This window comes from Nonomuraea sp. CA-218870 (genome assembly GCF_050936535.1).
GTDB classification, from domain to species: Bacteria; Actinomycetota; Actinomycetes; order Streptosporangiales; family Streptosporangiaceae; genus Nonomuraea; species Nonomuraea corallina.
This window is the reverse complement of record NZ_JBNJMN010000003.1, coordinates 331,162-356,778: the sequence shown is the minus strand read 5'-3', so window position 1 is coordinate 356,778 and position 25,617 is coordinate 331,162. Positions and strand designations below refer to the sequence as shown.

The 25,617-nt window shown below is 68.8% G+C and carries 51 protein-coding genes; 2 read left to right on the top strand and 49 right to left on the bottom strand.

Going from position 1 to position 25,617, the window contains the following annotated elements:
• Positions 1 to 134 precede the first annotated feature (134 nt).
• A complete protein-coding gene (locus ACQEUU_RS36875) occupies positions 135 to 371 on the top strand; it encodes a hypothetical protein (protein ID WP_433075443.1) in 237 nt (78 codons plus the stop codon).
• 301 nt (positions 372 to 672) lie between these two features.
• On the opposite strand, the gene ACQEUU_RS36870 is transcribed toward ACQEUU_RS36875, so the two are convergent.
• The 43 genes from ACQEUU_RS36870 to ACQEUU_RS36660 form a co-directional block, all read right to left on the bottom strand.
• Positions 673 to 1,371: a glycosyltransferase family 2 protein gene (locus tag ACQEUU_RS36870; protein WP_433075440.1), complete on the bottom strand. Its 699-nt coding sequence runs from the start codon at positions 1,369 to 1,371 to the stop codon at positions 673 to 675.
• Positions 1,361 to 2,026: a hypothetical protein gene (locus ACQEUU_RS36865; protein WP_433075437.1), complete on the bottom strand. Its 666-nt coding sequence runs from the start codon at positions 2,024 to 2,026 to the stop codon at positions 1,361 to 1,363. The genes ACQEUU_RS36870 and ACQEUU_RS36865 overlap by 11 nt, the downstream gene beginning before the upstream one ends.
• Positions 2,011 to 2,883, bottom strand: coding sequence for an NAD-dependent epimerase/dehydratase family protein (locus ACQEUU_RS36860; protein WP_433075434.1), 873 nt, complete (start codon positions 2,881 to 2,883; stop codon positions 2,011 to 2,013). The genes ACQEUU_RS36865 and ACQEUU_RS36860 overlap by 16 nt, the downstream gene beginning before the upstream one ends.
• A 3-nt stretch (positions 2,884 to 2,886) precedes the next feature.
• Positions 2,887 to 3,561, bottom strand: coding sequence for a hypothetical protein (locus ACQEUU_RS36855; protein ID WP_433075431.1), 675 nt, complete (start codon positions 3,559 to 3,561; stop codon positions 2,887 to 2,889).
• A complete protein-coding gene (locus ACQEUU_RS36850) occupies positions 3,558 to 4,241 on the bottom strand; it encodes a hypothetical protein (RefSeq protein ID WP_433075428.1) in 684 nt (227 codons plus the stop codon). The genes ACQEUU_RS36855 and ACQEUU_RS36850 overlap by 4 nt, the downstream gene beginning before the upstream one ends.
• Before the next feature lie 10 nt (positions 4,242 to 4,251).
• Positions 4,252 to 4,554, bottom strand: coding sequence for a hypothetical protein (locus ACQEUU_RS36845; RefSeq protein ID WP_433075425.1), 303 nt, complete (start codon positions 4,552 to 4,554; stop codon positions 4,252 to 4,254).
• 13 nt (positions 4,555 to 4,567) lie between these two features.
• The gene (locus ACQEUU_RS36840; protein ID WP_433075423.1) at positions 4,568 to 7,603 is read right to left on the bottom strand and encodes a hypothetical protein; all 3,036 of its coding nucleotides are present in this window, start codon (positions 7,601 to 7,603) and stop codon (positions 4,568 to 4,570) included.
• A 77-nt stretch (positions 7,604 to 7,680) separates the two neighbouring features.
• Positions 7,681 to 8,322: a hypothetical protein gene (locus tag ACQEUU_RS36835; RefSeq protein WP_433075420.1), complete on the bottom strand. Its 642-nt coding sequence runs from the start codon at positions 8,320 to 8,322 to the stop codon at positions 7,681 to 7,683.
• A 36-nt stretch (positions 8,323 to 8,358) separates the two neighbouring features.
• Positions 8,359 to 8,814, bottom strand: a complete 456-nt coding sequence (locus ACQEUU_RS36830; RefSeq protein WP_433075417.1) for a hypothetical protein — start codon at positions 8,812 to 8,814, stop codon at positions 8,359 to 8,361.
• A 2-nt stretch (positions 8,815 to 8,816) separates the two neighbouring features.
• Complete coding sequence (locus ACQEUU_RS36825) at positions 8,817 to 9,047, bottom strand: hypothetical protein (protein ID WP_433075414.1); 231 nt, start codon at positions 9,045 to 9,047, stop codon at positions 8,817 to 8,819.
• Positions 9,028 to 9,306 (bottom strand): hypothetical protein, encoded by a 279-nt coding sequence (locus ACQEUU_RS36820; protein WP_433075411.1) that lies wholly within the window; start codon positions 9,304 to 9,306, stop codon positions 9,028 to 9,030. Before ACQEUU_RS36820 ends, ACQEUU_RS36825 begins: the two co-directional genes overlap by 20 nt.
• Before the next feature lie 64 nt (positions 9,307 to 9,370).
• A complete protein-coding gene (locus ACQEUU_RS36815) occupies positions 9,371 to 9,736 on the bottom strand; it encodes a hypothetical protein (protein ID WP_433075408.1) in 366 nt (121 codons plus the stop codon).
• A gap of 84 nt (positions 9,737 to 9,820) precedes the next feature.
• A complete protein-coding gene (locus tag ACQEUU_RS36810; RefSeq protein WP_433075405.1) occupies positions 9,821 to 10,387 on the bottom strand; it encodes a hypothetical protein in 567 nt (188 codons plus the stop codon).
• Positions 10,384 to 11,952, bottom strand: coding sequence for a DNA methyltransferase (locus ACQEUU_RS36805; protein WP_433075402.1), 1,569 nt, complete (start codon positions 11,950 to 11,952; stop codon positions 10,384 to 10,386). Before ACQEUU_RS36805 ends, ACQEUU_RS36810 begins: the two co-directional genes overlap by 4 nt.
• 223 nt (positions 11,953 to 12,175) lie before the next feature.
• Positions 12,176 to 12,478, bottom strand: coding sequence for a hypothetical protein (locus tag ACQEUU_RS36800; RefSeq protein WP_433075399.1), 303 nt, complete (start codon positions 12,476 to 12,478; stop codon positions 12,176 to 12,178).
• The gene (locus ACQEUU_RS36795; protein ID WP_433075396.1) at positions 12,478 to 12,777 is read right to left on the bottom strand and encodes a hypothetical protein; all 300 of its coding nucleotides are present in this window, start codon (positions 12,775 to 12,777) and stop codon (positions 12,478 to 12,480) included. The genes ACQEUU_RS36800 and ACQEUU_RS36795 overlap by 1 nt, the downstream gene beginning before the upstream one ends.
• Positions 12,777 to 12,998: a hypothetical protein gene (locus tag ACQEUU_RS36790; RefSeq protein ID WP_433075393.1), complete on the bottom strand. Its 222-nt coding sequence runs from the start codon at positions 12,996 to 12,998 to the stop codon at positions 12,777 to 12,779. The genes ACQEUU_RS36795 and ACQEUU_RS36790 overlap by 1 nt, the downstream gene beginning before the upstream one ends.
• Before the next feature lie 226 nt (positions 12,999 to 13,224).
• Positions 13,225 to 13,458 carry a hypothetical protein gene (locus ACQEUU_RS36785; RefSeq protein WP_433075390.1) on the bottom strand — a complete coding sequence of 78 codons (234 nt, stop codon included), beginning with the start codon at positions 13,456 to 13,458 and terminating at the stop codon, positions 13,225 to 13,227.
• A 301-nt stretch (positions 13,459 to 13,759) separates the two neighbouring features.
• Positions 13,760 to 14,593 carry a hypothetical protein gene (locus ACQEUU_RS36780; protein WP_433075387.1) on the bottom strand — a complete coding sequence of 278 codons (834 nt, stop codon included), beginning with the start codon at positions 14,591 to 14,593 and terminating at the stop codon, positions 13,760 to 13,762.
• Between the two features lie 163 nt (positions 14,594 to 14,756).
• The gene (locus ACQEUU_RS36775) at positions 14,757 to 15,029 is read right to left on the bottom strand and encodes a hypothetical protein (RefSeq protein WP_433075385.1); all 273 of its coding nucleotides are present in this window, start codon (positions 15,027 to 15,029) and stop codon (positions 14,757 to 14,759) included.
• Positions 15,026 to 15,217: a hypothetical protein gene (locus ACQEUU_RS36770; protein ID WP_433075382.1), complete on the bottom strand. Its 192-nt coding sequence runs from the start codon at positions 15,215 to 15,217 to the stop codon at positions 15,026 to 15,028. The genes ACQEUU_RS36775 and ACQEUU_RS36770 overlap by 4 nt, the downstream gene beginning before the upstream one ends.
• Positions 15,205 to 15,582, bottom strand: coding sequence for a DUF6221 family protein (locus ACQEUU_RS36765; protein ID WP_433075467.1), 378 nt, complete (start codon positions 15,580 to 15,582; stop codon positions 15,205 to 15,207). Before ACQEUU_RS36765 ends, ACQEUU_RS36770 begins: the two co-directional genes overlap by 13 nt.
• 2 nt (positions 15,583 to 15,584) lie before the next feature.
• Positions 15,585 to 15,737 carry a hypothetical protein gene (locus ACQEUU_RS36760; protein ID WP_433075379.1) on the bottom strand — a complete coding sequence of 51 codons (153 nt, stop codon included), beginning with the start codon at positions 15,735 to 15,737 and terminating at the stop codon, positions 15,585 to 15,587.
• Complete coding sequence (locus ACQEUU_RS36755; protein WP_433075376.1) at positions 15,734 to 16,057, bottom strand: hypothetical protein; 324 nt, start codon at positions 16,055 to 16,057, stop codon at positions 15,734 to 15,736. Before ACQEUU_RS36755 ends, ACQEUU_RS36760 begins: the two co-directional genes overlap by 4 nt.
• A complete protein-coding gene (locus ACQEUU_RS36750; protein ID WP_433075373.1) occupies positions 16,054 to 16,410 on the bottom strand; it encodes a DUF6221 family protein in 357 nt (118 codons plus the stop codon). Before ACQEUU_RS36750 ends, ACQEUU_RS36755 begins: the two co-directional genes overlap by 4 nt.
• Positions 16,407 to 16,964, bottom strand: coding sequence for a DUF6221 family protein (locus ACQEUU_RS36745; protein WP_433075370.1), 558 nt, complete (start codon positions 16,962 to 16,964; stop codon positions 16,407 to 16,409). The genes ACQEUU_RS36750 and ACQEUU_RS36745 overlap by 4 nt, the downstream gene beginning before the upstream one ends.
• Complete coding sequence (locus ACQEUU_RS36740) at positions 16,921 to 17,166, bottom strand: DUF6011 domain-containing protein (protein WP_433075367.1); 246 nt, start codon at positions 17,164 to 17,166, stop codon at positions 16,921 to 16,923. Before ACQEUU_RS36740 ends, ACQEUU_RS36745 begins: the two co-directional genes overlap by 44 nt.
• Complete coding sequence (locus tag ACQEUU_RS36735) at positions 17,163 to 17,318, bottom strand: hypothetical protein (RefSeq protein ID WP_433075364.1); 156 nt, start codon at positions 17,316 to 17,318, stop codon at positions 17,163 to 17,165. Before ACQEUU_RS36735 ends, ACQEUU_RS36740 begins: the two co-directional genes overlap by 4 nt.
• Positions 17,315 to 17,683: a hypothetical protein gene (locus ACQEUU_RS36730; protein WP_433075361.1), complete on the bottom strand. Its 369-nt coding sequence runs from the start codon at positions 17,681 to 17,683 to the stop codon at positions 17,315 to 17,317. The genes ACQEUU_RS36735 and ACQEUU_RS36730 overlap by 4 nt, the downstream gene beginning before the upstream one ends.
• A 316-nt stretch (positions 17,684 to 17,999) precedes the next feature.
• The gene (locus tag ACQEUU_RS36725; RefSeq protein ID WP_433075358.1) at positions 18,000 to 18,476 is read right to left on the bottom strand and encodes an HIT family protein; all 477 of its coding nucleotides are present in this window, start codon (positions 18,474 to 18,476) and stop codon (positions 18,000 to 18,002) included.
• A gap of 158 nt (positions 18,477 to 18,634) precedes the next feature.
• Complete coding sequence (locus ACQEUU_RS36720; protein ID WP_433075355.1) at positions 18,635 to 18,988, bottom strand: hypothetical protein; 354 nt, start codon at positions 18,986 to 18,988, stop codon at positions 18,635 to 18,637.
• Positions 18,975 to 19,253: a hypothetical protein gene (locus ACQEUU_RS36715; protein WP_433075352.1), complete on the bottom strand. Its 279-nt coding sequence runs from the start codon at positions 19,251 to 19,253 to the stop codon at positions 18,975 to 18,977. The genes ACQEUU_RS36720 and ACQEUU_RS36715 overlap by 14 nt, the downstream gene beginning before the upstream one ends.
• Entirely contained in the window at positions 19,246 to 19,503 is a 258-nt protein-coding gene (locus ACQEUU_RS36710; protein ID WP_433075349.1) for a hypothetical protein, read from the bottom strand. The genes ACQEUU_RS36715 and ACQEUU_RS36710 overlap by 8 nt, the downstream gene beginning before the upstream one ends.
• Entirely contained in the window at positions 19,484 to 19,705 is a 222-nt protein-coding gene (locus ACQEUU_RS36705) for a hypothetical protein (protein WP_433075346.1), read from the bottom strand. Before ACQEUU_RS36705 ends, ACQEUU_RS36710 begins: the two co-directional genes overlap by 20 nt.
• Entirely contained in the window at positions 19,698 to 19,913 is a 216-nt protein-coding gene (locus tag ACQEUU_RS36700) for a DUF4326 domain-containing protein (protein WP_433075343.1), read from the bottom strand. Before ACQEUU_RS36700 ends, ACQEUU_RS36705 begins: the two co-directional genes overlap by 8 nt.
• A 3-nt stretch (positions 19,914 to 19,916) precedes the next feature.
• Entirely contained in the window at positions 19,917 to 20,273 is a 357-nt protein-coding gene (locus ACQEUU_RS36695; protein ID WP_433075340.1) for a hypothetical protein, read from the bottom strand.
• A gap of 3 nt (positions 20,274 to 20,276) precedes the next feature.
• A complete protein-coding gene (locus tag ACQEUU_RS36690; protein WP_433075337.1) occupies positions 20,277 to 20,429 on the bottom strand; it encodes a hypothetical protein in 153 nt (50 codons plus the stop codon).
• Positions 20,430 to 20,432: 3 nt separating this feature from the next.
• The gene (locus ACQEUU_RS36685) at positions 20,433 to 20,678 is read right to left on the bottom strand and encodes a DUF6354 family protein (RefSeq protein WP_433075334.1); all 246 of its coding nucleotides are present in this window, start codon (positions 20,676 to 20,678) and stop codon (positions 20,433 to 20,435) included.
• Between the two features lie 3 nt (positions 20,679 to 20,681).
• Entirely contained in the window at positions 20,682 to 20,855 is a 174-nt protein-coding gene (locus ACQEUU_RS36680) for a hypothetical protein (protein WP_433075331.1), read from the bottom strand.
• Between the two features lie 79 nt (positions 20,856 to 20,934).
• On the bottom strand, positions 20,935 to 21,531 hold the full coding sequence (locus ACQEUU_RS36675; RefSeq protein ID WP_433075328.1) for a hypothetical protein: 597 nt from the start codon (positions 21,529 to 21,531) through the stop codon (positions 20,935 to 20,937).
• Positions 21,532 to 21,687: 156 nt separating this feature from the next.
• Complete coding sequence (locus tag ACQEUU_RS36670) at positions 21,688 to 21,888, bottom strand: hypothetical protein (RefSeq protein WP_433075325.1); 201 nt, start codon at positions 21,886 to 21,888, stop codon at positions 21,688 to 21,690.
• Positions 21,889 to 22,012: 124 nt separating this feature from the next.
• Positions 22,013 to 22,288 (bottom strand): hypothetical protein, encoded by a 276-nt coding sequence (locus tag ACQEUU_RS36665; RefSeq protein WP_433075323.1) that lies wholly within the window; start codon positions 22,286 to 22,288, stop codon positions 22,013 to 22,015.
• A gap of 65 nt (positions 22,289 to 22,353) precedes the next feature.
• On the bottom strand, positions 22,354 to 22,635 hold the full coding sequence (locus tag ACQEUU_RS36660; protein ID WP_433075320.1) for a hypothetical protein: 282 nt from the start codon (positions 22,633 to 22,635) through the stop codon (positions 22,354 to 22,356).
• 89 nt (positions 22,636 to 22,724) lie between these two features.
• Here ACQEUU_RS36660 and ACQEUU_RS36655 point away from each other — a divergent pair, with 89 nt between their 5' ends.
• Positions 22,725 to 22,973 carry a hypothetical protein gene (locus ACQEUU_RS36655; RefSeq protein WP_433075317.1) on the top strand — a complete coding sequence of 83 codons (249 nt, stop codon included), beginning with the start codon at positions 22,725 to 22,727 and terminating at the stop codon, positions 22,971 to 22,973.
• A gap of 24 nt (positions 22,974 to 22,997) precedes the next feature.
• Here the strand turns inward: ACQEUU_RS36655 and ACQEUU_RS36650 are convergent, their stop codons facing one another.
• The 6 genes from ACQEUU_RS36650 to ACQEUU_RS36625 form a co-directional block, all read right to left on the bottom strand.
• A complete protein-coding gene (locus ACQEUU_RS36650) occupies positions 22,998 to 23,255 on the bottom strand; it encodes a hypothetical protein (RefSeq protein WP_433075315.1) in 258 nt (85 codons plus the stop codon).
• Positions 23,256 to 23,317: 62 nt separating this feature from the next.
• Positions 23,318 to 24,100: an RNA ligase family protein gene (locus ACQEUU_RS36645; RefSeq protein ID WP_433075312.1), complete on the bottom strand. Its 783-nt coding sequence runs from the start codon at positions 24,098 to 24,100 to the stop codon at positions 23,318 to 23,320.
• 132 nt (positions 24,101 to 24,232) lie between these two features.
• Complete coding sequence (locus ACQEUU_RS36640) at positions 24,233 to 24,442, bottom strand: DUF397 domain-containing protein (RefSeq protein WP_433075309.1); 210 nt, start codon at positions 24,440 to 24,442, stop codon at positions 24,233 to 24,235.
• A gap of 37 nt (positions 24,443 to 24,479) precedes the next feature.
• Positions 24,480 to 24,695: a hypothetical protein gene (locus tag ACQEUU_RS36635; protein ID WP_433075306.1), complete on the bottom strand. Its 216-nt coding sequence runs from the start codon at positions 24,693 to 24,695 to the stop codon at positions 24,480 to 24,482.
• Positions 24,688 to 25,047, bottom strand: coding sequence for a hypothetical protein (locus ACQEUU_RS36630; RefSeq protein WP_433075303.1), 360 nt, complete (start codon positions 25,045 to 25,047; stop codon positions 24,688 to 24,690). The genes ACQEUU_RS36635 and ACQEUU_RS36630 overlap by 8 nt, the downstream gene beginning before the upstream one ends.
• Positions 25,044 to 25,562, bottom strand: coding sequence for a hypothetical protein (locus ACQEUU_RS36625; RefSeq protein ID WP_433075300.1), 519 nt, complete (start codon positions 25,560 to 25,562; stop codon positions 25,044 to 25,046). The genes ACQEUU_RS36630 and ACQEUU_RS36625 overlap by 4 nt, the downstream gene beginning before the upstream one ends.
• Between the last annotated feature and the right edge of the window lie 55 nt (positions 25,563 to 25,617).

The window sequence follows — 25,617 nt, the reverse complement described above, 5'->3', positions numbered from 1 at the left end:
CTGGGCCACCTCGCCAACGACGCACGCGACACAGGCCAGATCACGTTCCTCACCTACAACGGCCGACGAATCGCCGCCATCGTGCCCCGCCACATAGCCGAACAAGCCCTCAACCACAACAGCCAGGAGAAGTCATGAAGAACATCGCCATCGGCCTGCTCATCGGCATCGTCCTCAACCTCATCGCGGCGGCATGGCTCGGCGAGCTGGACATCCTCGCAACTCAGGAGCGCGTTGAGGCGATGTGGCAGAACGTCGTCGCGGTGGTCACCTGGAACCGGGCAGTCACCGGGAGCGTCCTGACCCTCACCGCCCTCACCTTCCTCGGCCTGTCCATCCGCCAGGAGGCGACGTCCAAGCGCGAGAGCTAGCGCAACCCTGGATGCTTCTCAGGCGGGCGCCGCATCCGTCCTTGCTTGTCCGCCTTCGCTCTGCCGCCCTCGGACGACGACTTGAACCGGTGGCAGTACGGCGGCACGTCCTGATGAATGGGTGCCAGGTTCGCCAGCTCATGATCGTCGCCTGCTGTCAGGTGATCCACGGCGTCAGCGCCGTCCCTCTTGCACACGTGGCAGATGCGGCCGTCGCGGGCGAACACCGCAATGCGCCGCTCCTGCCAGTCCGAGGGAAGGCGCGAACCTCGGTCGTGGCCTCTCCATTGCGAGTACGCCATCAGTCGACGCCCAGCGTCGCAGCGCGCTCCGAGATGAGCGCTCTCATGGCCGTCTCGTCCCCTGCGGCGTCCATATACCGCTGATAGAGAGCGACGGCCTGCTCGTACGCCGGCCCTGTCTTCGTTGCTGACTGGTGGTGAAGGGCGTACACGCGCCCCTCATGCCGTACCGGCTCGGAGCCGAGGAGTGTGCGGTGGCAGATCAGCCACGCCACGTCCTCCGGAGCCCAGCCGAGGAAACGTTCGTCTTGCCCGCCGCACGCCCACCATGTCTCCGGCGAGGTCACGTACACGCCCGAGGTGGCTGCGGGCACCACCAGGTGGTTGCAACGGTCAAGTGGCACCCCGCGCCGGTACTGGGCGGTGCCGTCCGCGCGTAGCGAGTGGTAGGCGGTGTACGGCAGATGCACCAGGCCGCTCGTCGCCGCGCCTTCGATCGCCGCCAGCAGCGGCTCCCGCTCAGGCAGCGTGTCCGCGTCCCCCAGCACCACCACGTCCGCGCCGCGTTCCTCCGCCAGCCGGACGCCACGGTTGCGGCAGCCCGCCAGGCAGAACGGCTCGTGCCCGGTGTCAACCTCCACGATCTCGACGCCCGGCAGCAGCTCCCGGTAGCGGGCCACCGTCGCCTCGTGCGCGACCATCCGGGACGGCTGATGCCTCCACGGGATCGCCACCAGCGCCCGCACGTCAGTAGTCATGGCCCGCCCTCTCGTGCCCGATGTGCGTCACCAGGGGCGAGTCACCGCGACGGCCCCAGTACGCACCGCGCGCCTTCGGGTCCCGGAACATCTCGCGGCCGAACCTTGACTCCGACCAGTCGCCCTCAGGCCACGGCCGGCGCAGCGTCGAAGCGGGGAGGAGAGACGGGTTGCCAGTGAAGCAGGCCCGGTGCTCGATCCACGAGTGGGTGCCGTCAGTGCGCTGCTGGAAGTGGTTGCGCTGCGCTTCGAGTGCCTCGATCACGCCGCCGTGGTGGTGCTCGTTGCCGAACCATGGCTGCCGCACCAGGGCGATCTGCGTCAGGTACGGATGCCCGTCCAGCGCCTCGGCGAGGTCGGCCACGTCCAGGCGCTGGTTGAGGATGAAGTCTTCTTCCCAGAACACCAGCTGGTGGCAGTCTGCGGCGGCCTGCCACACGGCGCGCATCGCCCGCCAGTACCCGGCCCGTTCTTCGGCGACTGGGACGACCTCGACCCGGAACTCAGCTTGCAGCCACGCCCGGTAGGCGGGATCGCCGGAGTCGTCCACGATCAGCACCGGCCCGACACCGAGCAGGTTTGTGCCGATCGAGGCGACAGCCTGCGTGATGCAGTCCTTGCGCCCGTTGCCGAGCAGGATCAGCGGGACCGGCACGCGCGCCTCACACCCTCCTCAACGCTCACCCGCGGCTCGTAGAAGCCGAGCAGTCGGGACGGGTCACACACCCGGTAGGCGACACCCGAGGGGGCGTCCGGCTGGTAGTCGAAGGACGGGCTGTAGCCGGCCTCGGCGGTGAACAGCTTCGCCAGGTCGGTCATCGACATTGCCCGGCCAGTGCCGAGGTTGACCGGCCCATCTACGCCGTGCTCCCAGGCGGCCAAGACGGCGCCCACGATGTCGGACACGTGGATCCAGTCGCGCGTCTGGGTGCCGTCGCCCCAGATCGTGAACGGATCCTCCTGTCGCTTCGCGCGAGCCTGGAAGGCTCCGAACGGGAACCGCTCGCCCTGGTCCTCGCCGTAGCCGGAGAACGGGCGCAGCACCGTCACAACGCCGCCCTGCCGCCGGTAGCTGCTGGCGAGATGCTCGCCGGTCAGCTTCAGCCACCCGTAGATGGCGTCCGGCTGCTCGGGACGGTCCAGGTCGATGTGGCCTTCTTCGAGCTTCACCGCCAGCCCTGGCTGCTGCAGCGCGACAGGGTAGGCGGCTGACGACGAGAAGTAGACGACCCGGCCCGGCCGGGTGCGCAGCGCCCACTGGAACATGGCGGCGTCCAGCTCAAGACAGCCGGCGCCCACGGTCAGCGGTGAGGCGTCGATCGCGGAACGATGAGGCTCGACCGCGGCGCAGTGCGCCACCAGGTCGAATCGGGCGCCACCGTGCCGGAACACGTTGAGAGCGTCCCGCCCGTCCACGATGTCGACGCCGGTCACGTCGTGGCCGAGGTCGGACAGGGCGGCGGTGAGGTGGCGGCCGATGAACCCTGCCGAGCCAGTGACGAGCGCCTTCACGGATCACACCCTTGAAGCGTCTGCGGGGATACGGAGCGTGCCATCGCCGTTGAAGCCCTGGCCGACGAAGCGGCCTGGCGTGCGCGGTGTCGGGAAGTCGCGTTTGTCGTCGAACCCGTCAGGCTCGAACTGGGGACTCTGTGTGCTGGTGTGGACCATCAGCGACTTTCTCGCCAGCGGATACACCTGGTGGGCTAGCCAAAGCTGGTCGGCCTGCCACCGCTCCGAGCCGGCGTGCCTGTCCGGCAGGAGCCGGGCCGCGGCGGCGGCGCCGTCCCGTTTCGCGCCCCACATGCCTGCAAGGATCGGCATGCCGTGCTCCGGATGGTCCCGCATGACGTGGAACTGCTTGCCGGAGGCCAGCCACTCCTCGACGGCGGCGCGCTCACGCTCACACGGGCGGGAGTCTGCGTCCCGGAACAGGGTCACCTCGTTGCCGTCACGTAGAGCGTGGAACCGCCAGAACGTCGACCACCAATTCTCCGGCACCCCCGCCATCGGGACGACCTCTGCGCCCATACGCGAGAGCTCGCCGACAACAAGGGACGGGATGGAGTCGCCGACATAGAACCGGCACACGAATCCCGGATACAGACCGGCGCACAAGCGGACGTTCTCCGCCGCGCCCACCAGGTACAGCTCGTCAGGGCCGAACAGGCTGAACGCGATGACGTTCACCCGAGGAGCGCCTTCAGCTTGTCAACATCGCCCGCCATGCGGTGTTCCAGCCAGGCGGCGTAGGCCAGCCGGTCAGCCTCCGCAGCGGCCGCGTCGTTGACCTCGCGGTAGCGGTCGTCCTCGACAGCTTTGCCGTTCAGGTAGTGCTGGTGCTCCACCACCACCCGCGGCAGGTAGCGGATCCGGCCGATCGCCCGCCCGAGGTCCAGCCATACGTTGTCGGCCCACAGGTGCAGGATGCCGTCCGGCACCATCCAGCCGAGCGCCATCACGATGTCGGACGTGACAGCCACCTGGGTGGGCAGGCGCTCGCCGGCCAGCAGGTCATTGCCGTAGACGAATCCCGTTCCGAGCTCGCGCAAGGCCTCGACGTATCGCACGTCCCAGCCGCGGGTGCGGGGCCGGTGGTCGTCGCCGAGAAACCCGATCGCGAAGTGGTGCGGGGCGCGCTCGACGGCCACCTTGTTCAGGGTCGGGCACATGCGCAGCCGCGGCCCCACTACGAGTTCGATCCCGCGCGACGCGCACACCTGGCGGTAGTCGCCGAGTGTCGGGTCGTCTTCGTCGGCGGCCACGAGCAGTGCCGTGCCTCCGGTGGTCGTGGCCTGCCATGCGTTGTACAAGTCGGCGATGTTGTGTGGGCGTCCACGCGAGGGGACGATCACGAGCAGGTCGCTCAACCAAACCCCCTCACGTGATCTTGATGGGGCCGCTACGGATCAGCGGCTCCTCCTGAGCGGTGACCGGCTTGACCCAGATGACGTACTTGCCTTCGTCGAGGGTGCCGATCCCGGTGTCGCCGCCGTACATGGCGCGGACTGTGCCGGTGGCGGTGTGCCACTCGGCCTCGTGCCATACGTCGCTGTCCCGCTCGGGCTCGATGTCGTACGGCATGACCGCCATGTACACCGGCGTGGACGTCGTGTAGGTGCCGGTCACCACGCCCGAGTACATCCATTCCTTCGTGCCGGACGGGTAGCAGGGGATGCTCACGACCACCCCCCGCTCAGCGTCGTATCGGCGTGGTGGCCGACCATCTTCGGGATGCCGGCTCGGCTGCCTGCCATGCCCTGTCGGGCGTGGCCGCGGTCCAGTGCCGCGACGGCGGGCCGATGGTGATGTCGATCTCCTGCGGCAGGTCTCCCGTCGACACGGCCGGCGTCGGGATGGACGCGACCGCCTGGACGGTGGGCGGGCGGGCGCTGGTCGACACCAGAGCCGCCGGGATGGACGCGTACGCCTCCACCGCAGCAGGAGTAGCAGCGACGAGGACGGTCGTCGTCGGGGTCGGTATGGCAGCCGTGGCCAGGACGACGGTCGGCGCGGCGGTGGAGCCCGTTCCCGTGCTGGGTGCCGGGATGTTCGCCGCGGCGCTCACCGAGGCTGGCTGTGCGGTGGCGTTGCCGCCGGCTTCCACGCTCGGTGCCGGGATGTCCGCCGTGGCCGTCACGGTGGCCGGTGTGGCGGTCGCTCCCGTAGCCGTAGACGGGCCGGGGATGGACGCCAGCGCTTCCACAACGCCCGGAGAGGCCGTAGAGCCACCCGAGGTGCCAGGAGTCGGTATGGACGCTTCTGCGGCGATCACAGCCGCCTGCGCGGCGGCTCCCGCCGAGACGTCTGGCTCCGGGATGGAGGCGGACGCTGCGACGGTGGACGGCGCCGCGGTCGTGGACGAGCCCGACTGGACCGCGGGGGCCGGGATCGACGCTGCGGCCTGTACCGCCGCGGGTGTGGCGGTCTGGCCGTACTCGACGCTGGGCGCCGGGATCTCAGCTGCCGCGGTGACGGTGGTGGGCTGGGCGACCTGCCCCGTGGCCACGGTGGGCTCAGGGATGGACGCCGCGGCTTGGACCGTTGATGGCTGGGCTGTGGCTCCTGTGGTGACGTCCGGGGCGGGCACGTCCGCGGTCGCGGCGACCACAACAGGGCTCGCCGTCGCGCCCGCCGCCACGTCCGGGGCCGGGATGGTGGTGGTCGCCGAGACCACGCCAGGAGCCGCTGTAGCCCCGGCGGCGGCGGTGGGCTCAGGGATCTCGGCAGCAGCCTCAACGACGTCAGGGGTAGGCGTAGCGCCCGCGGTGGGGCTCGGGCCGGGGGTCGACGCCGCGGCTTGGACGGTCGCCGGGGACGCGGCCGTGACCGCCGTGACCACCGGGCCGGGGATCGACGACGTAGCGGAGACGACGCCCAGGGAAGCGGTCGAGGACGCGGACACCGACGCGCTCGGGACCGTCGCGGACGCCTGCACCGTGGAAGGCGAAGCGGACGCGCCGGCCGAGGCTGACGGTGCGGGGATGCTGGCGCTCGCCTGCACCGCCGCAGGGCTCGCAGTGGAGCCCGTACGAGGTGTTGGGGCGGGGATGGACGCCGACGCCTGCACGACGGCAGGAGAGGCAGCCGAACCCGCCGAGAGTGCGGGGGCCGGGACAGACGCGGATGCCTGGACCGCAGCCGGAGCGGGCCGCGCGCCGGCGGACACGGCAGGAGCCGGAACCGAGGCCGTAGCCGATACCGCGGCGGGTGAAGCGGTAGCGCCAGCGCTCGCCGTGGGCGCAGGGACCGACGCGACCGCCTCGACCACAGCCGGGGTGGCGGTGTCGTCGACCGGCCCGCCGCCGCCCGCTCCTGCCACGGCGACCGTGAAGCCGATGCTGAAGCCCAAGTTGCTGGTCGAGACGCCGAAGTCCAGCGGGCCGGTCGGGTCGTCGGAGTCGAGCGTCTTGGACGCCAGGGTGGCGGCGGTGTAGACGTTGGACTGGAGGTCCTCGTTCTCGTCGTATCCGGAAGGCGGGGTGAACGCCATGACGCCGGAGCCGAGCGAGGGCATGGCGGCGAGGAAGCGGAGTTCGACGTCCTGGCCGGTGGCCGGGGTGATGCCGGGGGTGGTGGCCTCGGACAAGGTCTCGCGGTAGACGGCGGAGACGATGTCGGGGTCCGCGTCGGCGAGGGCGGCGATGAGGACGACGCCGTCAGCGGACGACGACTGCCCGAACAGGTACGTGGACGGCTCGGACGAGCCTGCGACCTTCTGCCAGAGGGTGGCTTGCAGGACGTGGTCGCCCTGCGTCTCGGCGTGCAGCAGAGACCAGCCGTCCGGGCCAGTCATCGTTTCGAGGGTGCCGACGTCGGCGGCGTGCAAGGCGATCAGGACGTCGCCCGATTCGACGCCGTCCGGTCGGGTGGCGTCGACGGTGGCCCCTGCCGCGCTTGTCGCGGTGGTGTCTCGGATCGTGGCCGGACCTGCCGGGGTGGTGCCGTCGTCCACGTCCGGGGCGGGGATCGCGGCAGTGGCGGCGACTACAGCGGGGGTGGCGGTGGCCGAGGTGTCCGCCTGCACCGTGGGGCTGGGGATGGAGGCGGTAGCGGAGACCACGCTGGGCGTGGCGGTCGCGTCCGTGCCGCCAGCGGACGGCACGAACACCGTGAAGCCGAGCCGGGAGACGATCGCGCCGCTGGCGAGGTGGTTCTGGGCGCCCGTCGCCGCGCTGGAGGACAGCACCTTGTAGGCGGCGCTCAAGTGCGTGTACGTCTGGTTGCGCAGGTCCGCGCCCGAAGGCTCGGTGTAGGTGGACGGCGGGGTGAACGTCCGGTTCTGGCCGTCGCCGTCAGCCGCCGCGAACCGGATCTCGATGCCGGACGCCGACGACGGGGTGAGAGTCGGGCTGGAGACGTTGTTACCGGTTCCGGCGCTCGCCGCCGCGTACACGCCAGGCAGGGAGCCGCCCTGCACGCAGATGAGGATCGCCACCGACGACGAGCCCTCGTCGTCGATCTGGTACGTGGACGGCTCGCTGCCGGTGGCGACCTTGACGAACGTCCTGCCGCGCGTGTACGTCTGCGCCGAGTTCTGCGTGAGGACCGTCGTCCAGCCGCCGGTTGTCACCGTGACGTCGGTGGCGTTACCGGTGTCGGTGACCGCGCACAAGACGAGCACGTCGCCCGCCACCACCCCGGCGGGGCGGGCGATCGTGTACGAGCCGGTGCCGACCTGGGCGGTGGTGTGGGAGCGGTAAGCGGCGACCACGACCAGCCCCCCGGACATGCGAAAGCCGCCACAAGGGCGGCGACGTCAGGGGGGCAAACGAAAGCCCTCCGATCAGAAACCGGAGGGCTTGAGGGCTACGCCTTCACGCGGCGACGCAATGGGCGCGTGGGCTGCGTCAACGCGCGCTCCACACTCCACCCCAGCTTGAAGATCCGCTGAAAGAGCGTGTGGTACTTGAGCCCGGTCTCACGCGCCCACTCGGCGATCGTCTTCGTCTCGCCGTTGATGGTCAGGACTTCGTTGTCGCGGCGGTTGTTCGCCTGCCCCACCCGGTCAAGCCAGCGACAGTTCTCGGGGCTGTACGGCCCGTCGTTGTCGATGCGGTCTAACTGATGGTCCGACGACGGGCGGGGCCCCATGTCCTCATAGAACGCCGCAAACGAGGAAGACCACCGCTCGCAGACCGCGATGCCGCGCCCGCCATACCTGGGATAGCCCTGGCTGTTGGGGTCCTCGCAGCGGGCGCGCATGCTGACCCAGATGGTGAACTCGGAGGGCTTCTCATTGCGCCTGGTCATGCCGTGGATGCGATTACGTTCGGCCGTCTTCTCGCTCCTGAGGCAGCCGCAGCTTTTCGCACGTCCATTCCGAAGCGAATACTGAAGCATCGCTTTGACGTTGCCGCAATCGCAACGACACGTCCATCTCCTATTGGCATACGGGCCGGTGACCGTGAGACGGCCGAAGCGCTGACCTGTGAGATCGACGAGTTTCATGGGGAAATTCTATCAAGCGAATTGCCTCAAAGGCGGCTATGCAACCAAATCGATCACGGCTATTCCGGATGCCGACCAGGAAATTAGCAGGGTTCCGTTCGACGTGGAGTAGGGGCTGCCTAGGTCGATCAGGACCAGGCCGTTGTTGTTCGTCTGACTGTCGTCGTAGATGAGCACGCCCTCAGCGCCCGTGATGGTAGAGGACGTCCACTGGGCGTCGCTCGCGTCGAACACCATGTTGCCCGACGAGCCCGTCAGGGTTGTGCCGGTCAGCACCACGCCGCCAGCGGTGTAGCCCGTGCCGCTGACCTCGTTGGCGTTGAACGGCGCGGCTCCATAGCCGACGTTCGTGGTCAGGTTCGGGGTCGTGATCGAGTCCGTGTACAGCGCCGCCTTCAGGTCGGTGTCGCTGGTCCAGTCGATGTCCAGGGCGGTGTCGTCGAGCATGTCGACGAACGTGGCGACGAAAAGGCCGCTACCGGCGAGAGCCACGGTCAGACCTCCTTGTCCACGTAGGCGTCGCCGCCGACCGTCACGCCTTCGGTGCGGGCGCGGGAACGGCAATCCCTGAGCGCCTCCATGGCGGCCTGCTTGGCGGTTTTGGTCTCGTCCGTGGGGTTGTCGGCGTACGCCTGCTTGGCCGCCTTGAGGTCGTCCTTGAGGCGCTCTTCGTCGCGCAGCGCTGCGGCGCGAGCCTCAAGCTCCTCAGCCAGTTCGAGGCTCACGGGAGCCCTCCTTTATCGGGATCTTTGCTGCGACGGTCTGGGGGCTCGCTATGACGGACTGGCTGTCCATGCCGTGCTGCACCACCCGGTTGCCGAGCTGGTCGGTGGTGTCCTTCACGCGCCGGCCATCGCGTCCGACGTACTCGCGGACCTGGTCTCGGGTGGCGTGGGTCCAGCCCTGGGTGCGGGTGTGGATGTTCTTCGAGCGCAGCCACTCGCCGTAGGTGCCGTGCTTGTCCGGGTCGTAAGGCTCGCTCACGCTCACCCCCGGACATGACGAAAGGCCCGCGCGAGAGCGGGCCTTGAGGTGGGCGAGGCTACGGCTATTCGCCTCGCGTGTTCTCGTAGTGGGCGACGAGAGCCCGAAGGCGTTCCAGTTCCTCGTCTCGCGTCAGCGCTTGATTCAGCAGCTTCTCGGCGTCGCCTGCCTGTGGCGGGCGGGACACGAGCCTCGCGTAGGCGTACACGGCGTCGCTGCCATAGGTGGAGCACCGGTGGTGCCAGTCCATGACCTCGTAGACGGTGGTGCCGCACACGGTGATCCTGTCGCCGTCCACCACCAGCACTTCGGGATCCGGCGAGTCCAGCCAGTCACGGGGGAACGCCGCAAGGGGCGCGGCGTCGACGACGCGGGGCGGGCCGTACTCGTCAGACTCGATCGTCACGCCGTCGTGGTTGCAGAACTCCATGAGGGCACCTTAGGGCGAGGGGGTTGGGTGTCCGGGCGGTCGGCCGACGTGCAGACGAAACCGGCCGCCCGGAGGTCTAGGGGGTCAGGCTGGGATGACGAGTTGTGTCTTCGACACGTCAGCTATCGCCTGATCGACAACGCGGAGCGGGACGAACACGCAGGCGCTTTCCCATTCACGGGAGTCCTGCACGTCCGCCTTGAAGCGCTCCAGCCACGGGAGGTAGTTGTGGTGGAACGCCTGACGTAGCAGCGGCAGGGGGCGCACGTAGGCGAACTTGTGGTCGTCCGGGTGGAAGGTGAAGAGGATCAGGTCCACGTCCTTGGACTCGTCCAGTGTCCAGCCGACTTTCGCCTTGTGCTGGGGCATCGCGTACTTGCCGCCTGGCCTCACCGACCACGTTTCGAGTGCGACTTCTGGCCCTGACCGCCAGTAGCGGCAGCAACCGGAGTCGCGAGCCTTCGCATCGACCAGGAGGCGAGCCCCTCGCCGCAAGGTCACCACGTAATCGACGCCCATGCGGTCAGTGTCGGTGTCCGTCTTGGCGACGCTCACGCTCTGCGGGAACAGGACTTTTAGCGTGGCCTCGTCGGACTGCTGGCGGAGCGCCTTGCTGAAGGCGAGGCGCTCGGCGAAGTCGTAGACGGTCACGACAGGCGTTCCTCGCCTGCCTGCCAGTACTTCTCTTCGAGTTCGCTGCCCCACCAGCGGCGACCGGAGTCTTTCGCTGCGACGGGGACGGAGGCGACCCCTCCGAACGGGTCGGCTACGAGTTGGCCCTCGGCGGTGGTGGCTTCGATCAGTTCCCGTAGCAGCGACACGGGCTTTTCGGTGGGATGCCGGGTCGAGTCGCACCGGGCGTGACTGAGCAGGTCCGGTGCCCTGCGGTACAGGAGCGGGGAGCCCTTGACCGCATGGAGGATGCGCTCATGGGACGGGGCGAACGTGGTTTCGGGGTCGCCCATGCCTCGGGTCTGCTTGTCCCAGATCAGCGACCCGCGCAGCGTGTAGCCCGCCTTGGCGACGATCTCGCGCATGCCGGGCTCGCCGGACCATGAGCAGAAGATCAGGACGTGTGCGTTGTCGGCCAGCTTGGGCGCGAACGCTTCGAGCGCGGCGAGCACTTCGGCCTCGGCGTCTTCGGCGGAGCCGTCCGACGCGATCGTGTCGTGCTTGCGCGGCTGCCTGCGGTCTATGCGCCTGTCCGACTGGAAACCCTGCCCGTACGGCGGATCCGTGAGCAGCAGACCCACCGATCCGTCGTCGAGGGTGTCCAGGTGCTCCCGCCAGTTGCCGTGATGCCAGCCCTCGACGACGAACTGGGAGGCGATGAGCTTCTGCAGGTACTCGGCAACCGCGCGGGGCTGCCACGAGCGGTGCTCGGGACCGGCAGATCCGGCGATGAGCCACTCGCGGAAGCGGGCGTGCTGAAGCTCGGGATCGACCGCGTGGGAGTCGATCCACTCCGCCGTCTGGTCGGCGGCAGCGACGAGGCGGGCGACGGTCCTCGGGGAGAACTCGCGGGTGGCGAGGTAGCGCTCGATGACCTTCCCGAGCGGGAGCCATTCGGCCCACTGGTCGGGGATGACGAACTCGGCGAGACGCTTCACCGAGTCGGCGGTGTCCGCGACAGTCCAGCCGTTCGCCACGAGTTCGCTAACGAGCGTCGGCCAGCACTCGCGGGGGGACTTGGAGATCTCGTAGAGGTGCTTCGCCTTGTCTCCAAGATCGATAACACTAAACTTGAGTTTAGTGTTATCGATCTTGGAGAGGACTTCGGCGGCGTTGCGGAGTTGGCCAAGGTAGGCACCCGTCATGCCGACCCGCTCGGCGTATGCCTTCAGCGAATGCTCGGCGCTGCTCCAACGCTTCGCCATCCGCGCGTGCATGCCGATCTCCAGCGGCGTCAGTTCACCCTGGGCGTTGGACAGCACAAGCTGCATGAACGCTTCGTCGTCGTCCATGTCCTTGACCCACGCGGGCACCTCGGCGAGCCCTGCCCGCTTCGCCGCCTCGGCGCGGTGGTGGCCGCTGATGATCTGGTACTCGCCGCTGTGCGGCCGGACGAGGATCGCGTGCTCGGGGCCGAACCCGCTCGCCTTCATCTCTGCCACGAGACGTTCGATCACGTCTTCGCGGAGTTGCAGGCGCGGGTTGTCCGGGTGGTTGACGAGCTTCCCGACCGGAAGGGACTGGACGTGCTTGTCTTCGGGCATGCCGAAGCAGCCTTTCTCTTGGGGAGATGGGACAGCCCGGCCTGACCCGTCCCCCCCATCTCCCCAGACGCGGAAACGCGCCAGGCCGGGACTAGGGTCGCGGTGGCCGTCTGGGTGCCGACCGCGAGATCAGGGGACATGCGAAAGCCGCCGACCAGGCGGTCAGCGGCTCGGTTGCTGCCATCCCGGCAGCAGGGCAATCCGCGTTACGCGGAAGTCTTGATCAGCGGTGGGCGGCGTCTAGCGCCTTCACCTCAGCGCGAGCCTCGTCCCGCTCTCGCACGAACCACAGCGCCAGATACCAGACCATGACGTCCACGACCGCATCGGCGACGTCCGCCAGATACGCCCGCGACAGGTACGATTCGCCAACTCCGGGAGCCGCAGCCTCCAGGACAAGGAACACGCACCCGGCCACGATCCAGAACTTGCAGAACTTCGCCGCGTAGCTCTGCGCCGGGAGAGCGAAGATCAGCCAGAAGCCGTGCAGGACGGTGACCCACTTCGGTCTCGTCTCGCCGCCCATCAGCCCTGCTCCTCTTCCGGCAGCAGCGCCTTGTCGATGAGAGCCCTCACCGACTGCCAGCCACGCAGGTACGCCCGCCCTAGCTCGCCTTCCTGCTCGCTGGCGTGAGGCTCTCGCGGGATGTAGATGATGCGGGTGACGATCGCGCGCAAGCGGGCGATCTCCAAGCGTTGGGCGTCGATCTGCTCGTCTCGCGGGTCCGGGGAGGTGGGGCGTAGCGCGGCGAGCGCCTCCCCGACCCTGGCGTACATGGCCTGCACGTCCCTGCGTAGCGCCTCGTAGGCGTCGTCGCTGACCATCAGCCCTGCCCCTTGGCTTCGGCGCAGTCCGGGCACAGATCGGACGCAAGGCGCTTGCCCTTGCCGCTCTTGCCGCCGGGCCTCGCTGAGATGTGACGCCAGCCTGCCATCCCAGCGGAAATGCGGGCAGCGAGGGCGGAGTCATCAGTCTGGACGTGGTACTCCATCCCGCACACTCCGTCGCAGGCGACGAAGAAGCGGGTCTCAGTTCTGATCGACACGGGATCTCCAAGGGGGTTGCAGGGGGTTGAATGTGCGCGCCTCACGCTGCAACCCCCCAGCTTCAGCGCGAGGCGCGCACGATTTTGAGGTCCGGCTGGCAACCTCGCCAGCCACCAGCCGGACCAGGGTGGGGCTCGACGCGGCGACAGGGGACGCCTGCGGAGCCGAGGCGCACCCCCACACGGGGGCACAGGGGTGCGCCGCTCTTGGGATGTCTAGCGGTGTCTAGGCCGCGGTTCGCCGGCGCATCGCGTCACGAGCCTCAGGAGTCGGCGGCACAGACTCGCCGACATGGAGGTGGCGGGCGATGGTCGCGAGGTCGAGCCAGTCGTAGTACGACGTCTTCCCGACCTTCCGCAGATGGCGAGCGCGGTAGCGGGATGCCCACGTCCGAACGGTTCGCGGCAGCCGGTCAAGGCGTTCGGCCGCCTCGTCGATCGTGATGGGCTCATACCGCACGCCGGAACACCTCCCGGACACGCGAAAGCCCCCGACGCAGACGCGTTCGAGGGCTGGAAGTACCACGATCACCTCATTTGATACACGCTGGTCAGCGGTTTGTCCACTCAGACACTCCGGAAGTCGTCACCGTCGCGGCGATCGATCCCCAGCCACTCCCCCACGGTGAGCCCGTACGCCTCTTCGGGCACCCACAGCGGCAGGACATGCGGCACCACGTCCACGCCTCCCTCTCTCGGGTACACGTGGACAGGAGCGGGAGGGACAGTGGCGCACATGACCCTCCCAGTCTCCCCCACGATCACGCCCTGCGGGCCGTCCAGTCGTCCCCTACGGCGGGCTGCAACGTCCGCCGCCGGTACGACTTGACCGGCTCGGCCCGGTCAGCGAGCAGAGCCCTGTAGGCGTCCATGTCGTAGCCGCTGCGGCACTGGCGGCACTCCGCCCCCGACATCTGCCCGTCGTCGTCCAGCGCCTCATACAGCTCCGGGAAGCCGCAGTCGCAGTACACCCCGGACAAGTGACGGGCAGGCTGGCGGTTATCGGTCAGCAGACGGCGACAGCGGTGCGCCAGGTCGAGCAGTTCCAGGCCGGCACCCGCGCCGTCGAGTTCTTCGAGGGTGTCGCCGCGGGCCATCATGTCGGCCGGCAACGCCAACAGGGCGTCGAGGTGGGCGGCGAGGATCGTCCACGCCTGCGTGAGGACCGCCCCGTCGCGGCGGTAGCGGCTCTTGTGGGTGTCGAGCGGGGCGAGGCGGGCCACGTCCCTCACCCGCTCCTCCCACGAGACGAGCACGGCCAGGACGAGCCGCAGGAGCTCGTCGGCACCGAGGTGGATGGGGACGGGCGCGGTCTTGGAGACGGCGACGACGGGGCCGCCCATGGCGGTGGCGAACGACTTGTCGAGGCGCTGGTGGACGCGCACCCACAGTTCGGGAAGGTCGTGGAGGGCCTTGGCGACGGCTTGGCGGTCTACGGGGCAGAACGGCTGGTAGGTGAGAGCCGGGCGGCGGACCGTCTTGCCGCTCTCGGTGGCGAGGCGAGGGTCAGAGCACCTTTCGGCGCGGGCGCACTCCCGCTGGCCTTCGTCGATGCTGCCGCTGGTCGGATCGGAATGTACCCAATACCTGGACATGTCGGCCTCCCCCGAGGACTACGCTGGTCGGGAGACCTGAGGCTGGTGGTGGCGGAGGGTTTGCGGTGGCAGGGACGGTCTCCCGGTGGTGCGGGAGGCCGCTCTCGCATTCAAGACCGATCTATCTCTATCGTCGCAGGTCGCATTCTAGCCACCTGCGCTTTCACCAGCGGCCCCACTGATCATGCGCGACCGCTTCCGGGTTCGGGTGGTTGTGCCCATCGCGGGCGTGTGTCACCTGAGCGTCTCGGCACTCGTCTGGCGTATCCCACGCTTGCGCCCACTGGCAGTAGTTGTCCTCTTCGAGGATGGGGCAGCGGATCGGGATCGCGTCGGCCGGCGCTTCGTAGGCGGCGAACCTGCCCCGGTAGTGGTCACCGGCAGCCATGATGCGGCCCGTGAGCGGCTCGGGCTCTCGCTTAGCAATCTGGGTCATGGCCCGTCCGGGGTCTCGTAGGGCTCGCCAAGGTCGAGCATGATCAGGGGGTAGTCGTCCGGTCCCGCTGGACGGTAGGTGCCGGTCTCCCCATCCACCACGCACACGCCCGGATCTTCGAGGACGAGCAGGGCGTCTGTCGAGCCATCATCGAGCGTGTAAATGCGGATCGGCGCTACGAAGGGCATGACGCGGTCCTCTCGGGAGTCCACCCGTACGCCTTGGCGAGATCGGCGACCACCCGGCGCGCGAGGTTGGAGGCGCGCCACATCAGTTCGTGGTGCTCGCCGCCGAAGTACTTCGCACACTCCTCCAAGATCGCCATGGCCGCTTTGCAGTCGGCGATGATCTGCTGCGGGTCGTTGAACACGATGTGGTCCACGGTGTTGCGGAGCTGGTTGCCGCTCAACGCGAATCCGTCAGCGACCCGCTCGCCGTCCACGGCCAGCACCTCGTCATGCTCAGCGTTGGCGGACCAGGGCCACGGCGAGGCGGACTCGGCGAGCGCCTTTCTGGTCTCGATCTGCTGCCGTAGCCAGGACAGCATGTCCATGGTCACTGGCCCTCCTTCGGGAGCTTCCACAGTTCGAACTGGACTTCCTCGCCATGCTCTCGCCGCATCCGGTCGAGCCATTCGAGCTGGGGCGGGTCCAGGGTCACGCCGGCTTGCCGCGCCTGTTCGAGAAGCTCGTCTACGGGGTCGGTCACGTCTCCTCCAGGGGGTCAGGAGTCCACTGTCCGGGCGGCTGCACCTCTCCGCGCAGCCAGAACAGGGCAGGGTCGGTGGTGATCCGCTCAGCGAGCACAGGCGGCATATCCCCCGGCCGGATCGCGGCGTGCAGTGCGCCGGCTATCTCGCGGGCCTGGTCGACCCAGGAGACGGCCGGGGCGTCGTCAGCGTCCGGGTGGCGCGGACACGAGCATCGCGCCGAACAGTGCTTGCACGTGGCCCGACATGCGCCGTGCAGGGCAGGGTCGTCGTCCGCCTGCTCATGGTGGCAGGCGGACGACAGGTAGGCGTGGGTCATGGGCTCTCCCACTTGTGGCTGTAGTCCTCGTGGTCGGCCCATCTGGACGCGAGAGCGCACGCGATCAGGTACGCCTTGCCCCACTGCTCGAACCCGTCGCGCTCGGGGCTGAACACCTGCACGCCCGTGTCCAGGTCGGGCTGGATGATGTCGAGCACCCTGCGCTTCGAAGCGACGTCGGCGAGGGTGGCGCGGGCTTCGGCGTCTTCCTCGTCCCAGAGCGTCGAGGAGAGGCCGCTTCGTGCCTCCTGGTTCTCGGCCAGCAGCTCGCGAGCGACCGTCTCGGCCTCGTCCAGGCGCATCCTGACGAACGCTTCGGGGCGGTACTGGAGTTGCGCGCGGGCATCGGTCACGGCTGCCTCCAGTGGGGCTGGTAGTCGGGGTGGTCGAAGAAGCGCGCGGCGCGGTCTTCGAGCACGGTCAGGTAGGCGCTCGCGCGGGCGTGAGCGGCGGCCAGATCCTCTCCTGCGACCCCAAGTTCGCCCGGCTCGGCTCCGGCCTTCCGGGCGTCCTGGAGCGCCTTCAGGGCTTCCTCGTGGCTCTTTACGGCTGCCTTGTAGCGGGCGATCAGCTTCCGGTCGGTCTCGATGTCGCGGAGCACGCTCGCGGGATCGTTTGCGGCGATGTGCTCAACCGTGCCGCGATCGAAGCCGAGGGGCTTGCCGTCGTCGTCGTAGGAGCCCGCTCCCAGCACGTGGGCTATCCCGTTAGTCGAACAGAGCATCCAGCCGCCGAGGTGGTCTTCCGCGTCGTCGCGCACCTTGATGGCCCGCCAGGTCGTAGCCCTGCCGGGCATTGTCTCGATCGATTCGAGCGCCCACCGCTCGGCCTCGGCAAGTCTCCCCTCGCAGAACGCCACCAGTTCATTCATCATCAGGGGTCTCCAGTAGGTCAGTCTGTCCTTCACAGTCCCGCCACATCTCCACCCCGGTCACCCGTACGGGCCTGCGCGGGACGATGCCGAGACGCTTCCGGCAGTCCGGGCCTATCCCGTAGGCGAGAGAGACGGGATCTTCCAGCTTGTGACGGCAGCAGCGGCAGCGGCCCGTCGTGGGCGTCTCCCCTGCGGAGGGGTCGGGGGCGGGGTCGGCGAGGATGAGCAGGTTCACGACCGCTCCCGGCGCGCATCCAGGAGTGCTTCGAGCCTCTTCAGGTCGCGGTTGTAGGTGCGGAGGGAGCAGAAGCCCCACGCCAGCACCGGGAAGCCGACCAGCACCCACAGGGCGATCATGAACAAGTCGAGGTAGGTCACCCACGTCATCGGCGGTTCCTCCACACGCGCTCCTCGTACCCGCACATGTAGGTGACCCTGGCGGGGCCGATCGGCTCACCCTCGTGAAGCGACTGATAGAGGCTCTCCGGCATGCAGCGCCCACAGCGCGGGCACGCACCCTCGGGCCACACCGCCGTCTCGCCGGTGATCGGGCTCCAATAGCTCTCCCCATCAGCAGGAACGACGTGGACGGGGCGCGGGTCGAGGATGGGCCACCCGCGCGAGAGGAGATGCGCCAGCGCGACGTCATCCGGCATCCGGTCTTCCGGTGTCGGGTCCGGCTCGTCTGGCGCCCACCTCATCGCGTCCGGTGAGAGCGAGTCGTTCAGGCAGGCGTCGATCGCTTCCAGCACACCGTCAGGGTTCGACATGGGGGACCTCCTCTGGTCCAGTGTGGCGCGGTCGCGCCGGCTCGTGTCCCGTGTGGACGTCTAGGGCGGCGCGGAGGTCGTCGCTCATACGACCATCCCCCGAACCGCCACGCACGCCCGCTCCGTGGGAGGCAGAGCGCACGTGGGCATGGTCGGAACCCAGACGGACACCCGATGGCAGCCGGGGCAGGGGCGCTGACGGTGGGTGCGGGACATTGCCTCAGCCCACTCGTGCCACGCCAGGTAGCCGGATGGGGCGGCGGTGTGGAGGTCCGCGCGAGGGCAGGGGGCGGGAGCGTCAGCCACGGCCCGCCTCCTGGGCGTTGAGGGCGTCTCTCAGCGCGTCTTGGGCTAAGCACTTCTCCTGGATCGTCGCGGGGCCAGTGAGGATCTTCACGGCCCACCTGGGGACCGGCAGCATGCCGGAAGGGACGGAAGGGCTCCACGGCAGCGCCAGCCCGTCTTCTGCCCTTCTGGGGACCACGTGAATGTGCAGGTGGAACACGGTTTGGGTGGCCTCACGCCCTACAGAGGTGATCACGTTGCAGGGGCCGACCCCAGCGGCGTACTCGGCGGCGACCTCCATCGTCATCGCCGACACTTCCGGGTCCTCCGTCACGTCCCGTACGTGGGTGGCGGGGATCACCAGCGTGTGGCCTTCGGTCACCGGGTTGAGCGGCTTGATGGCGATGGCGGTAGACCAGGAGCGGACGATCGTCGCGGGCGCTTCCCCTGCGAGGATGTCGCAGAACACGCAAGAGGTCAGATCAGTCATGGTCGTCCTCCTCGGCCTCGTCTCGCCCATAGAGGATGTCCAGCAAAGTCGCGCGACGCTCCGCGACCACCAGAGCGAGGCGGTCCCGTAGAGCTTCGAGCCGCCTGACGTTCGCCATCCGGCGGCGGCGATGCGTCCGGAGCGCTGCCCGGAGATCGCTAGTCACGGTCGGCATGGTCGGTCCTCTCGGGTAGGGCGGCGAGCATCTCTTGAGCCACAGCATGGGGGCAGCGCTCCCCTGGCTCTAGCGACGCAAATTCGTGAGCCCGGCAGATTCCGCGAAAGTCGAACCAGCAGGGATCGGCGTCGGTGAGGTCGTCAAGGAGTTGGGCAGGCAGGACGACCATGCCTGCGCCGGCCAGCGTGTCCAGGACGATCTGGGCGGCGTACGCGGCCTCTCCTCCGGACGGGGGGATGGGGTCTCCGGCCTTGAGTGCGGCGGTGGCGCGCTCCTGGGGGTGGATGCGGAGGTGCTCCCGGAGGGCGGTCTCGATCAGCTCAGCGGGGGTCACGGGCTTCTCCGATCTCGCGGGCGATCACGGCTGCGTTCGTGAGGGCTCCGGAACGGGTGAGCAGCGTCTCTGAGATGCCGCGCACCTCGGAGAAGGCGAGCGCTTCGTCCCGGACCTTGGCGGCCTTCTCTTCCAGCGCGGCGGCGATCTCCTCGGCTACCTTGCGGCGTTCGTCGGCGCGGATCTCCTCCTCGGATGGGCCACGACAGGACCTCATGTCGTCCTGCCAGGAGGCGAACTCCTCGGGGGTCATGGGCTCAGACATCGAGGTCTCCCTTGATGGCGTCGATGAGGTCGGCGGCGTCCTTCGTCGGCTCACAGCCGGACGGGACCAGAGTGAGGCGGACGAGGCGGATCGCCCGGCGACGCTCTTGGATCAATGCCTGTGCGGCGATGAACGGTGCAGCGGCTTCGGCCACCACGCGGGCCATCTCCTCGTGAGGGACACCTGACATGTACGCGCACCCGTAGGCGGCATCGGCAGCCTGTAGAGCCTCAGGAGGAAGGTCGGGCATCGGCCTTCTCCTTGATCGGGGCGAGGCGGTAGCGGAACAGCAGCACGGCAGAGCCCCGAACGTCGGACGCAGCCTTGTCTCCGCACGGATCACAGACGAGAGACGTGTGCCGTCCGATGGCAGGCCAGTCCGCGACGATGACCTGAGCGGCGGGCTGGTTGCGGCACCACTGGCAGGTGAGGGGGTGCTCCTGGTCAGGCATCGGGGTCTCCGTTCGCGAGGCTCAGCAGTAGAGCGGCGTGGCAACGGTCCGGCTCCCCCTCGGCGGGAAGCGGGCAGAAGCACGCCAGGTCCTTACCGGCCAGCTCGCCGAGGTTGAGTATCAGGTGAGGTTGCTCGATCACCGCACCCTCGGGGAGGCGGTAGCCCTTCGTGCGGCGCCTCTGGATGCGCTTCGGGGTGTCAGCCACAGCTCAGCCCTCCTCGGCTTGTGAGGCGATCAGGTTCGCGAGAGCGTCGTCCGTCACCACTGCCGCGTCCGCTGCAAGCCGGTAGCCGTTCATGGTGGGCCGCATCCGGCTCAGGCGGATGTGCGTCACCTGGCCGACCCTGCTGCGGGCGTTCGGGAACGGCAGCGCCTCAGAGCCCGCGAGCCGGCACCGTTCGTTGGCGTCCAGCTCGCGCCGGACGGTTTCAGAGTCGGTGAGGGTCTTGACGACGGCGCAGTCATCGCGGATGGCGACCACTTCGACGGAGCGGCCCTGCTCGCGGATGCTGTTGCAGGCCCACACTTGGCCTACCTTGACGGGCGGCGCTTCGATCTTCGGCATCGGTCAGTCCTTCTCGGGCCAGTAGGCGATGCGGTACTCGGTGAGCGTCTCGACCAGGACGGCGCGCATCCGCTCGGAGAGGTCGCGGGTCGGGTTGTTCTGCCATGTCCGGACGGCGGTGCGCAGCAGCCAGTCGGGGACTTCCACGTCGCCCATGGGTCAGTCCTCCTCGGGGGCGTCGGCCACCAGCCGGTAGCCGGTGGACGTGGGGCGGAAGCGGTCGAGCCGGATCCGGGTCCGGCGCGCGGCGACCCGGTTCCTGCTGTCGGGCAGTCCCCGGATGTCCACGCCCACGACGGTGGCGTGGGTGTCGTCCACCTCGATCACGCGGACGCGACGGCCTTCGCTGCGCTTGTCGTTGTCCATCCACACCTGGCCGGGGCGGACGTTGGGGGTCTCGGGCATCGGTCAGTCCTCCTCGGGGGCGTCGGCGCGGTTCTGTCGCTGCCGTTCCGCGCATCGGTGCGGCGGGAGTGATTCCAGAGTGCGGGGGCGAACCCGCGTCCCGCAGTCGCCGCACAGGACGCTCCCGGTGGCGGCGAAGTCGGCGGCGGGGTCGTAGTCGTCGGGAGGGCGGGCCATCGGGCTTCTCCTTGTCGTTGAGGTCTTGCGGTTCGGGGGTTTGGTCCGGCCCGGTGAGAACCGGGCCGGGAAGGGAAGGTCAGCGGTTCAGCAGGGCGAGAAGCTTGTCCACCTCGTCGAACGAAAGCACCAGCGAGGCGGGCTGCTCGGGGTCGTTCCAGTGGGCGGTCGCACCGTGGCTTTTCAGGGCCGATACCAGAGCGGTCGCGCGCTTCTGGGCGGCGCGCCTACGGCGGTCCATCTCATCGCGGGCGGCTTTATCGCGCGCTCGCTCCTCCTCCTCTGCGGCCATGATGTCGGCGTACAGGCCGTGGACGTGGCCAAGGTTGAACACCACGACAAACTCCAGGCCGCGCTCGTAGTCCGTGCTCGACTCGGCGAGGAGGAAGTCGTCCAGCGTCACGCCGTCGAAGACATCCGCGCCTGCGGCGTCCTCACCGATGCGCCGCGTTGCCGTGGACACGGCGGCGTACCCGGTCGCGGGCATACTCCAGGAACCCTTGCTGGGCTTGCCAGCGTTCGGTACGGGCTTGAACCGGGTCGCGTCCCGGTCCGCCGCGCTGGTGTAGAGGTGTTCGGAGTCGAGCGGGGCGAGGAAGACGATCGGCTTGAACTCCTGGTACTGGCTGCGGCGGTAGGCGTAGACCGTGCCGGGCTTGATGTCCTTGGCCTTCATCTCGGGTGTTCTCCGTTCGGGGGTCGGCGGGGGTCAGGCGGGTCGGACCGTGGCGGCGATGACCCGAAGGCCCTCGAAGAACGCGGCCACGAACTGGCGGGGCGTGCGGGGGATCAGGTGGCTCATCGTGTGCTCCGTTCGGGAGGTCGGGGTGGGTCAGCGCCAGCCGAACCGGTCGGCCAACTCCCGCTCGCGCTGCCGCTGGTGCCGCGCCGACTCGATCAACCGCTCCGCACGCTCGGCGGAAGTCACACGGCCACGCTGGGCGTCGGACAGGGACGCAGCCCAGTCGGCGAAGTCCTCGCCGGGCAGGGGCACGACAGGCTCGGGGTGCTGGGTGTCGGAGGTGTTCGGCATCGTGTGCTCCGTTCACAGGGGGTCGGGTTGTTGCTCGCGCCCGTCCCGGGTCTCGAACCCGGGTGACTGCCGGTCGGGCTGGGGAGAGGGGTGGCCCCGGCGTGGTGGGCCGGGGCCGGGAGGGTCAGGTGTCGTCGTCGGGCATGTACGGCAGACCGGCGGTCAGGAGGACGTTCTGGGCAGCCTTGAACGCGCCAAAGAAGGCGGCGGGCTCCGAATCCATGTCGCACGCCCGCAGGTGGTCCGCCAGTGCGGCAGGGTCGGTGCGCCACTCGTTGCGGAGCCTGATGGACGGGTCGGAGACGAGTTGACGGGCAACCTCATCTCTGGGCGTGCCGTCAAGCCAGGCGACGGCGCGGGCGATCAACGCGAGGCGCGCTCTACGTACGGGGATGTTCATCGGTGACTCCTGGTCATCGAGAGGGGGGGTGGGGCTGGGCCCCTTATCGGGGGCCCTGGGGACTGCTAGGCGGCGATCCAGATCAGGTGCTTGTCCTGCATCCCGATCACCACCGCCGCCGCCCGCCGGGCCGGGGTGAGGGTCTTCTGGTTCGACTCCGGGACCAGGTCCACGTCCGGGCAGCGCTCCAGCCGGCGCAGCGCCGCGTCCTGCTCCTCGACGGGCAGGTCCTGCAGCCAGAGGCGGATGTTGACCAGGGAGACGTAGGTGCCGGGGGTGTAGTCGCTCATGATCCGGTAGGCGGAGCGGATCCGGTCCTCGACGGTGATCGTGTCGGTGGCGGTCATTTCGTCTCCCTGCGTTGCGCTTTCCTTATGCGCTACACACTAGCGCTATCTCTGGTGTAGCGCAAGGGGTTTGCGCTACATTGGTGCGTATGAACGACGACGCAACTGAGGCGCTGCGCGAGGAGATCCGCGCAGCCACGCGCAAGTACCGGCGCACCGAGCGGGCGCACAAACAAGCCCGAGACGAGCTGATCGAGGCCATCGTCACGGGATTGCGCGGCGGCGTACGCCCAGCGGAGGCCGAAGAGGATTCGCCGTTCAAGGGCGCATACATCAGGCGCATCCGCGAGGAGCACAAGATCCCGGCGTTCAAGAAAGGCCAACCCTCCGCCGAGTAGCCCGCCCGGACGGCACCACCCCGCTCACTCCTGGCCCGCCCCGTGGGCTTCCTTGTCGGCGTCCCACAGCATCCTGATCAGGTGGTCGGCGTCCTCGCGCGCCACCTCGTAGGGCTCGACGTCGAGCTCGCCGTGGGCGATCCACACGGTCTCGGTCTCGCCCTCCGCGTGGTCGTCGGCGTTGACGGCGTGGTCGACGATCCGGGCGGCGGCGTCAGGGAGGGCGCTGCCGCTGGCGGTGGTGATGCGGCCGTCCCAGCGGAGGATGACGATCTTGTGCATGGTGGAGACTCCTTCGAGAATCGATCTTGTTTGGCGTGTAGGGCCGGGCACGATGGGACCGCTCACCGGGACACCTTCTCGGGCCGCTTCGCCGCCTGGCTGCGCCGCTTCAGGGTGCGGTCGTAGTCCTGGAAGCGGGCCTTGGAGATCACACTTCGGTCGGGGGCGCGCAGGACGATGCCCTCGTTGAGGCCCGGCTCTCCCGAGGTGGCAACCAGCGTGGACCGGTAGCCGTCCATGAAGCGGCGCATGCCCTCGATGTCGGCGGGCAGGTCGGCGCCGTCAATCTCGAACAGGCGGGGCGTCACGTCCACGCCGATCCGCTCGGCGAGTTCGTTGAGGACCCGCTCCGAGGCGAAGTCCTGTCCGCCATGCTGCCGCCAAGAGGCGATGCGGTCGATGTCCCACGCGAACATGTCGTCCGGGATGGACGCCACATCGAACAGCCGGTGGGCGGGCTCGCCGGCGCCGTAGTGCTTCCATGCCGGGAGCTGCTTGGAGCCGTACACCTCCAGGTAGAACACCAGCATCTCGCCGAATCCGCCTACGCCGATCGTGGCCGCCTTCTCGGCGACGGGACGGAGCGCGTCCACAATCCCGAGGGCCGGGTTGTGGACGATGTCGCCGGAAGCGGTGAGCAGGTCTTCGCGGGAGCCGATCAGCCATTCTCCGTCCGGCAGGAGGATGATCCGCCCGTTGGTGCCGTCGACCTTCTCGGTGCCGATCACGGTCCCGGTGTAGGCGGCGGGCTCTTCGAAGAGCCCGCCGTTCTTCGGATCGAGAGCGTGGTGGGTGGGGATGGACGGGTACTTCGTCAGCGAGTTGATCTTGCGTAGATCTGCCATGCGAAGGTCGAACACTGGTTTGCCTTTCCTGTCGGTGATGGATCTTCATGGGGTGTTACAGGCGGGTTCCCCGAACTCCAGAGCGACCCGAGAGGCCCAGAGAGCCGCTAACGAGTCCAGAGAGCCCGCCCCTTAGCCGGGGAGCCGGACGGGCTTCTCTCCCGCCACCGTGGACGCTGGGCGCTCTCCAGCCCCATCCGGGAAGAGCGCGTCGAGGTCGAATTCGCCGGCCACCACTCCCGCCACGAACGCGCACCACTCGCCGTACGTGAATCGCAGCGTCGGCCCGTCAGGGTCTTTGCCGTCCCGCATCAGGACGCTGCCGTCCGGGAGGGTCTTCACCTCCACGCAGGAGGACGCCCCATTACAGAAGCTCGACCTACGCCACATCGCCGTCGCCCTCCCGTTCGATCAGGTGGACCTCGGCCAGCGCGTACCGCTCCCGGCGGCCCGTCGCGGCGGCCTCACCGGCGAGGCCCCGCATCTCGACCGCTGCGGACTCCTCGCTCGTGTGCAAGGTCGGGGCGTCGGTCAGGCCCGGCAGGCGGGAAGCCTGGTTGTACTCGATCACCACGTAGCCGATCAGGTCAGGCACGGGGCACCTCCTCGACGGGCTCGATGTGGGTCAGGGCGATGCCACCCGTCCGGCCTTCGACCGACACCACGGCGGCACCATGGCCGAGCGTCCACGCCGGGGTGCGGGTACGAGTCACCAGCGGCTCGTCGTCTCGGGTCCCAGGCCACGCCAGGACCGGTGTGCCGACCGGGTGGGCGGCGTTCCAGGCGACGGCGGCGTTCCGGTACCAGCGCCACGACCTGCCCTCCTTCTCCGGGGAGGACACGTGCTTGCGGGGCTCTTTGGACCGGCACAGGCCCGCGTCGTGGGGTGGGAGCCCGCACACGTCCCCGTGCTCGCTAACCGCTCCGCATACGTCTTCGGTGCTCATCGGGCGAACACCTCGCCCCCACGCCCGGAGCCGGTCACGGGCTCGTCCACGGCCTGCCGGGTCACGCACGGCCAGCACTCGGCGTGGTCGTGGTTGTCGGCGCAGTCCTCGGTCTGGGAGTCGCCCGGAGCGCAGCACGCCCGGCAGATCGAGTACAGGTAGCCGGACGCGCACACCTCGCCCAGGTCGTTCACCACGACCGTGGGCGTGCCGTCGTCGTGCTCGGCGTGCCTGCACTCCTCGTAGATCTTGAACTCGGTGTGGATGTCGCGCACCTCGGCGACCATGGCGCGCAGTTCGGCCATGGACTGGGCGCGTTCCGCCGCGTGGGCATCGTCGGCGGCGGCGCGGTTCACGACGGCCAGGCCGTGCGCTTCCAGCGCGGCGAGGATCTCTCGCGCCTGCCACGACGGCAGCGGCTCGCTGTAGTTGTCTCCGCGCGGGGTGTGCGTGCCGGGGTCGGCGATGGCGCGGCGGATCACGTCCACAGCGGTGGCGATCTTGGTGTCAGTCACGGATCTTCTCCTCGGTGGTGTCGGTCTCTTCGGTGGTGTCGGACAGGACAGGGAC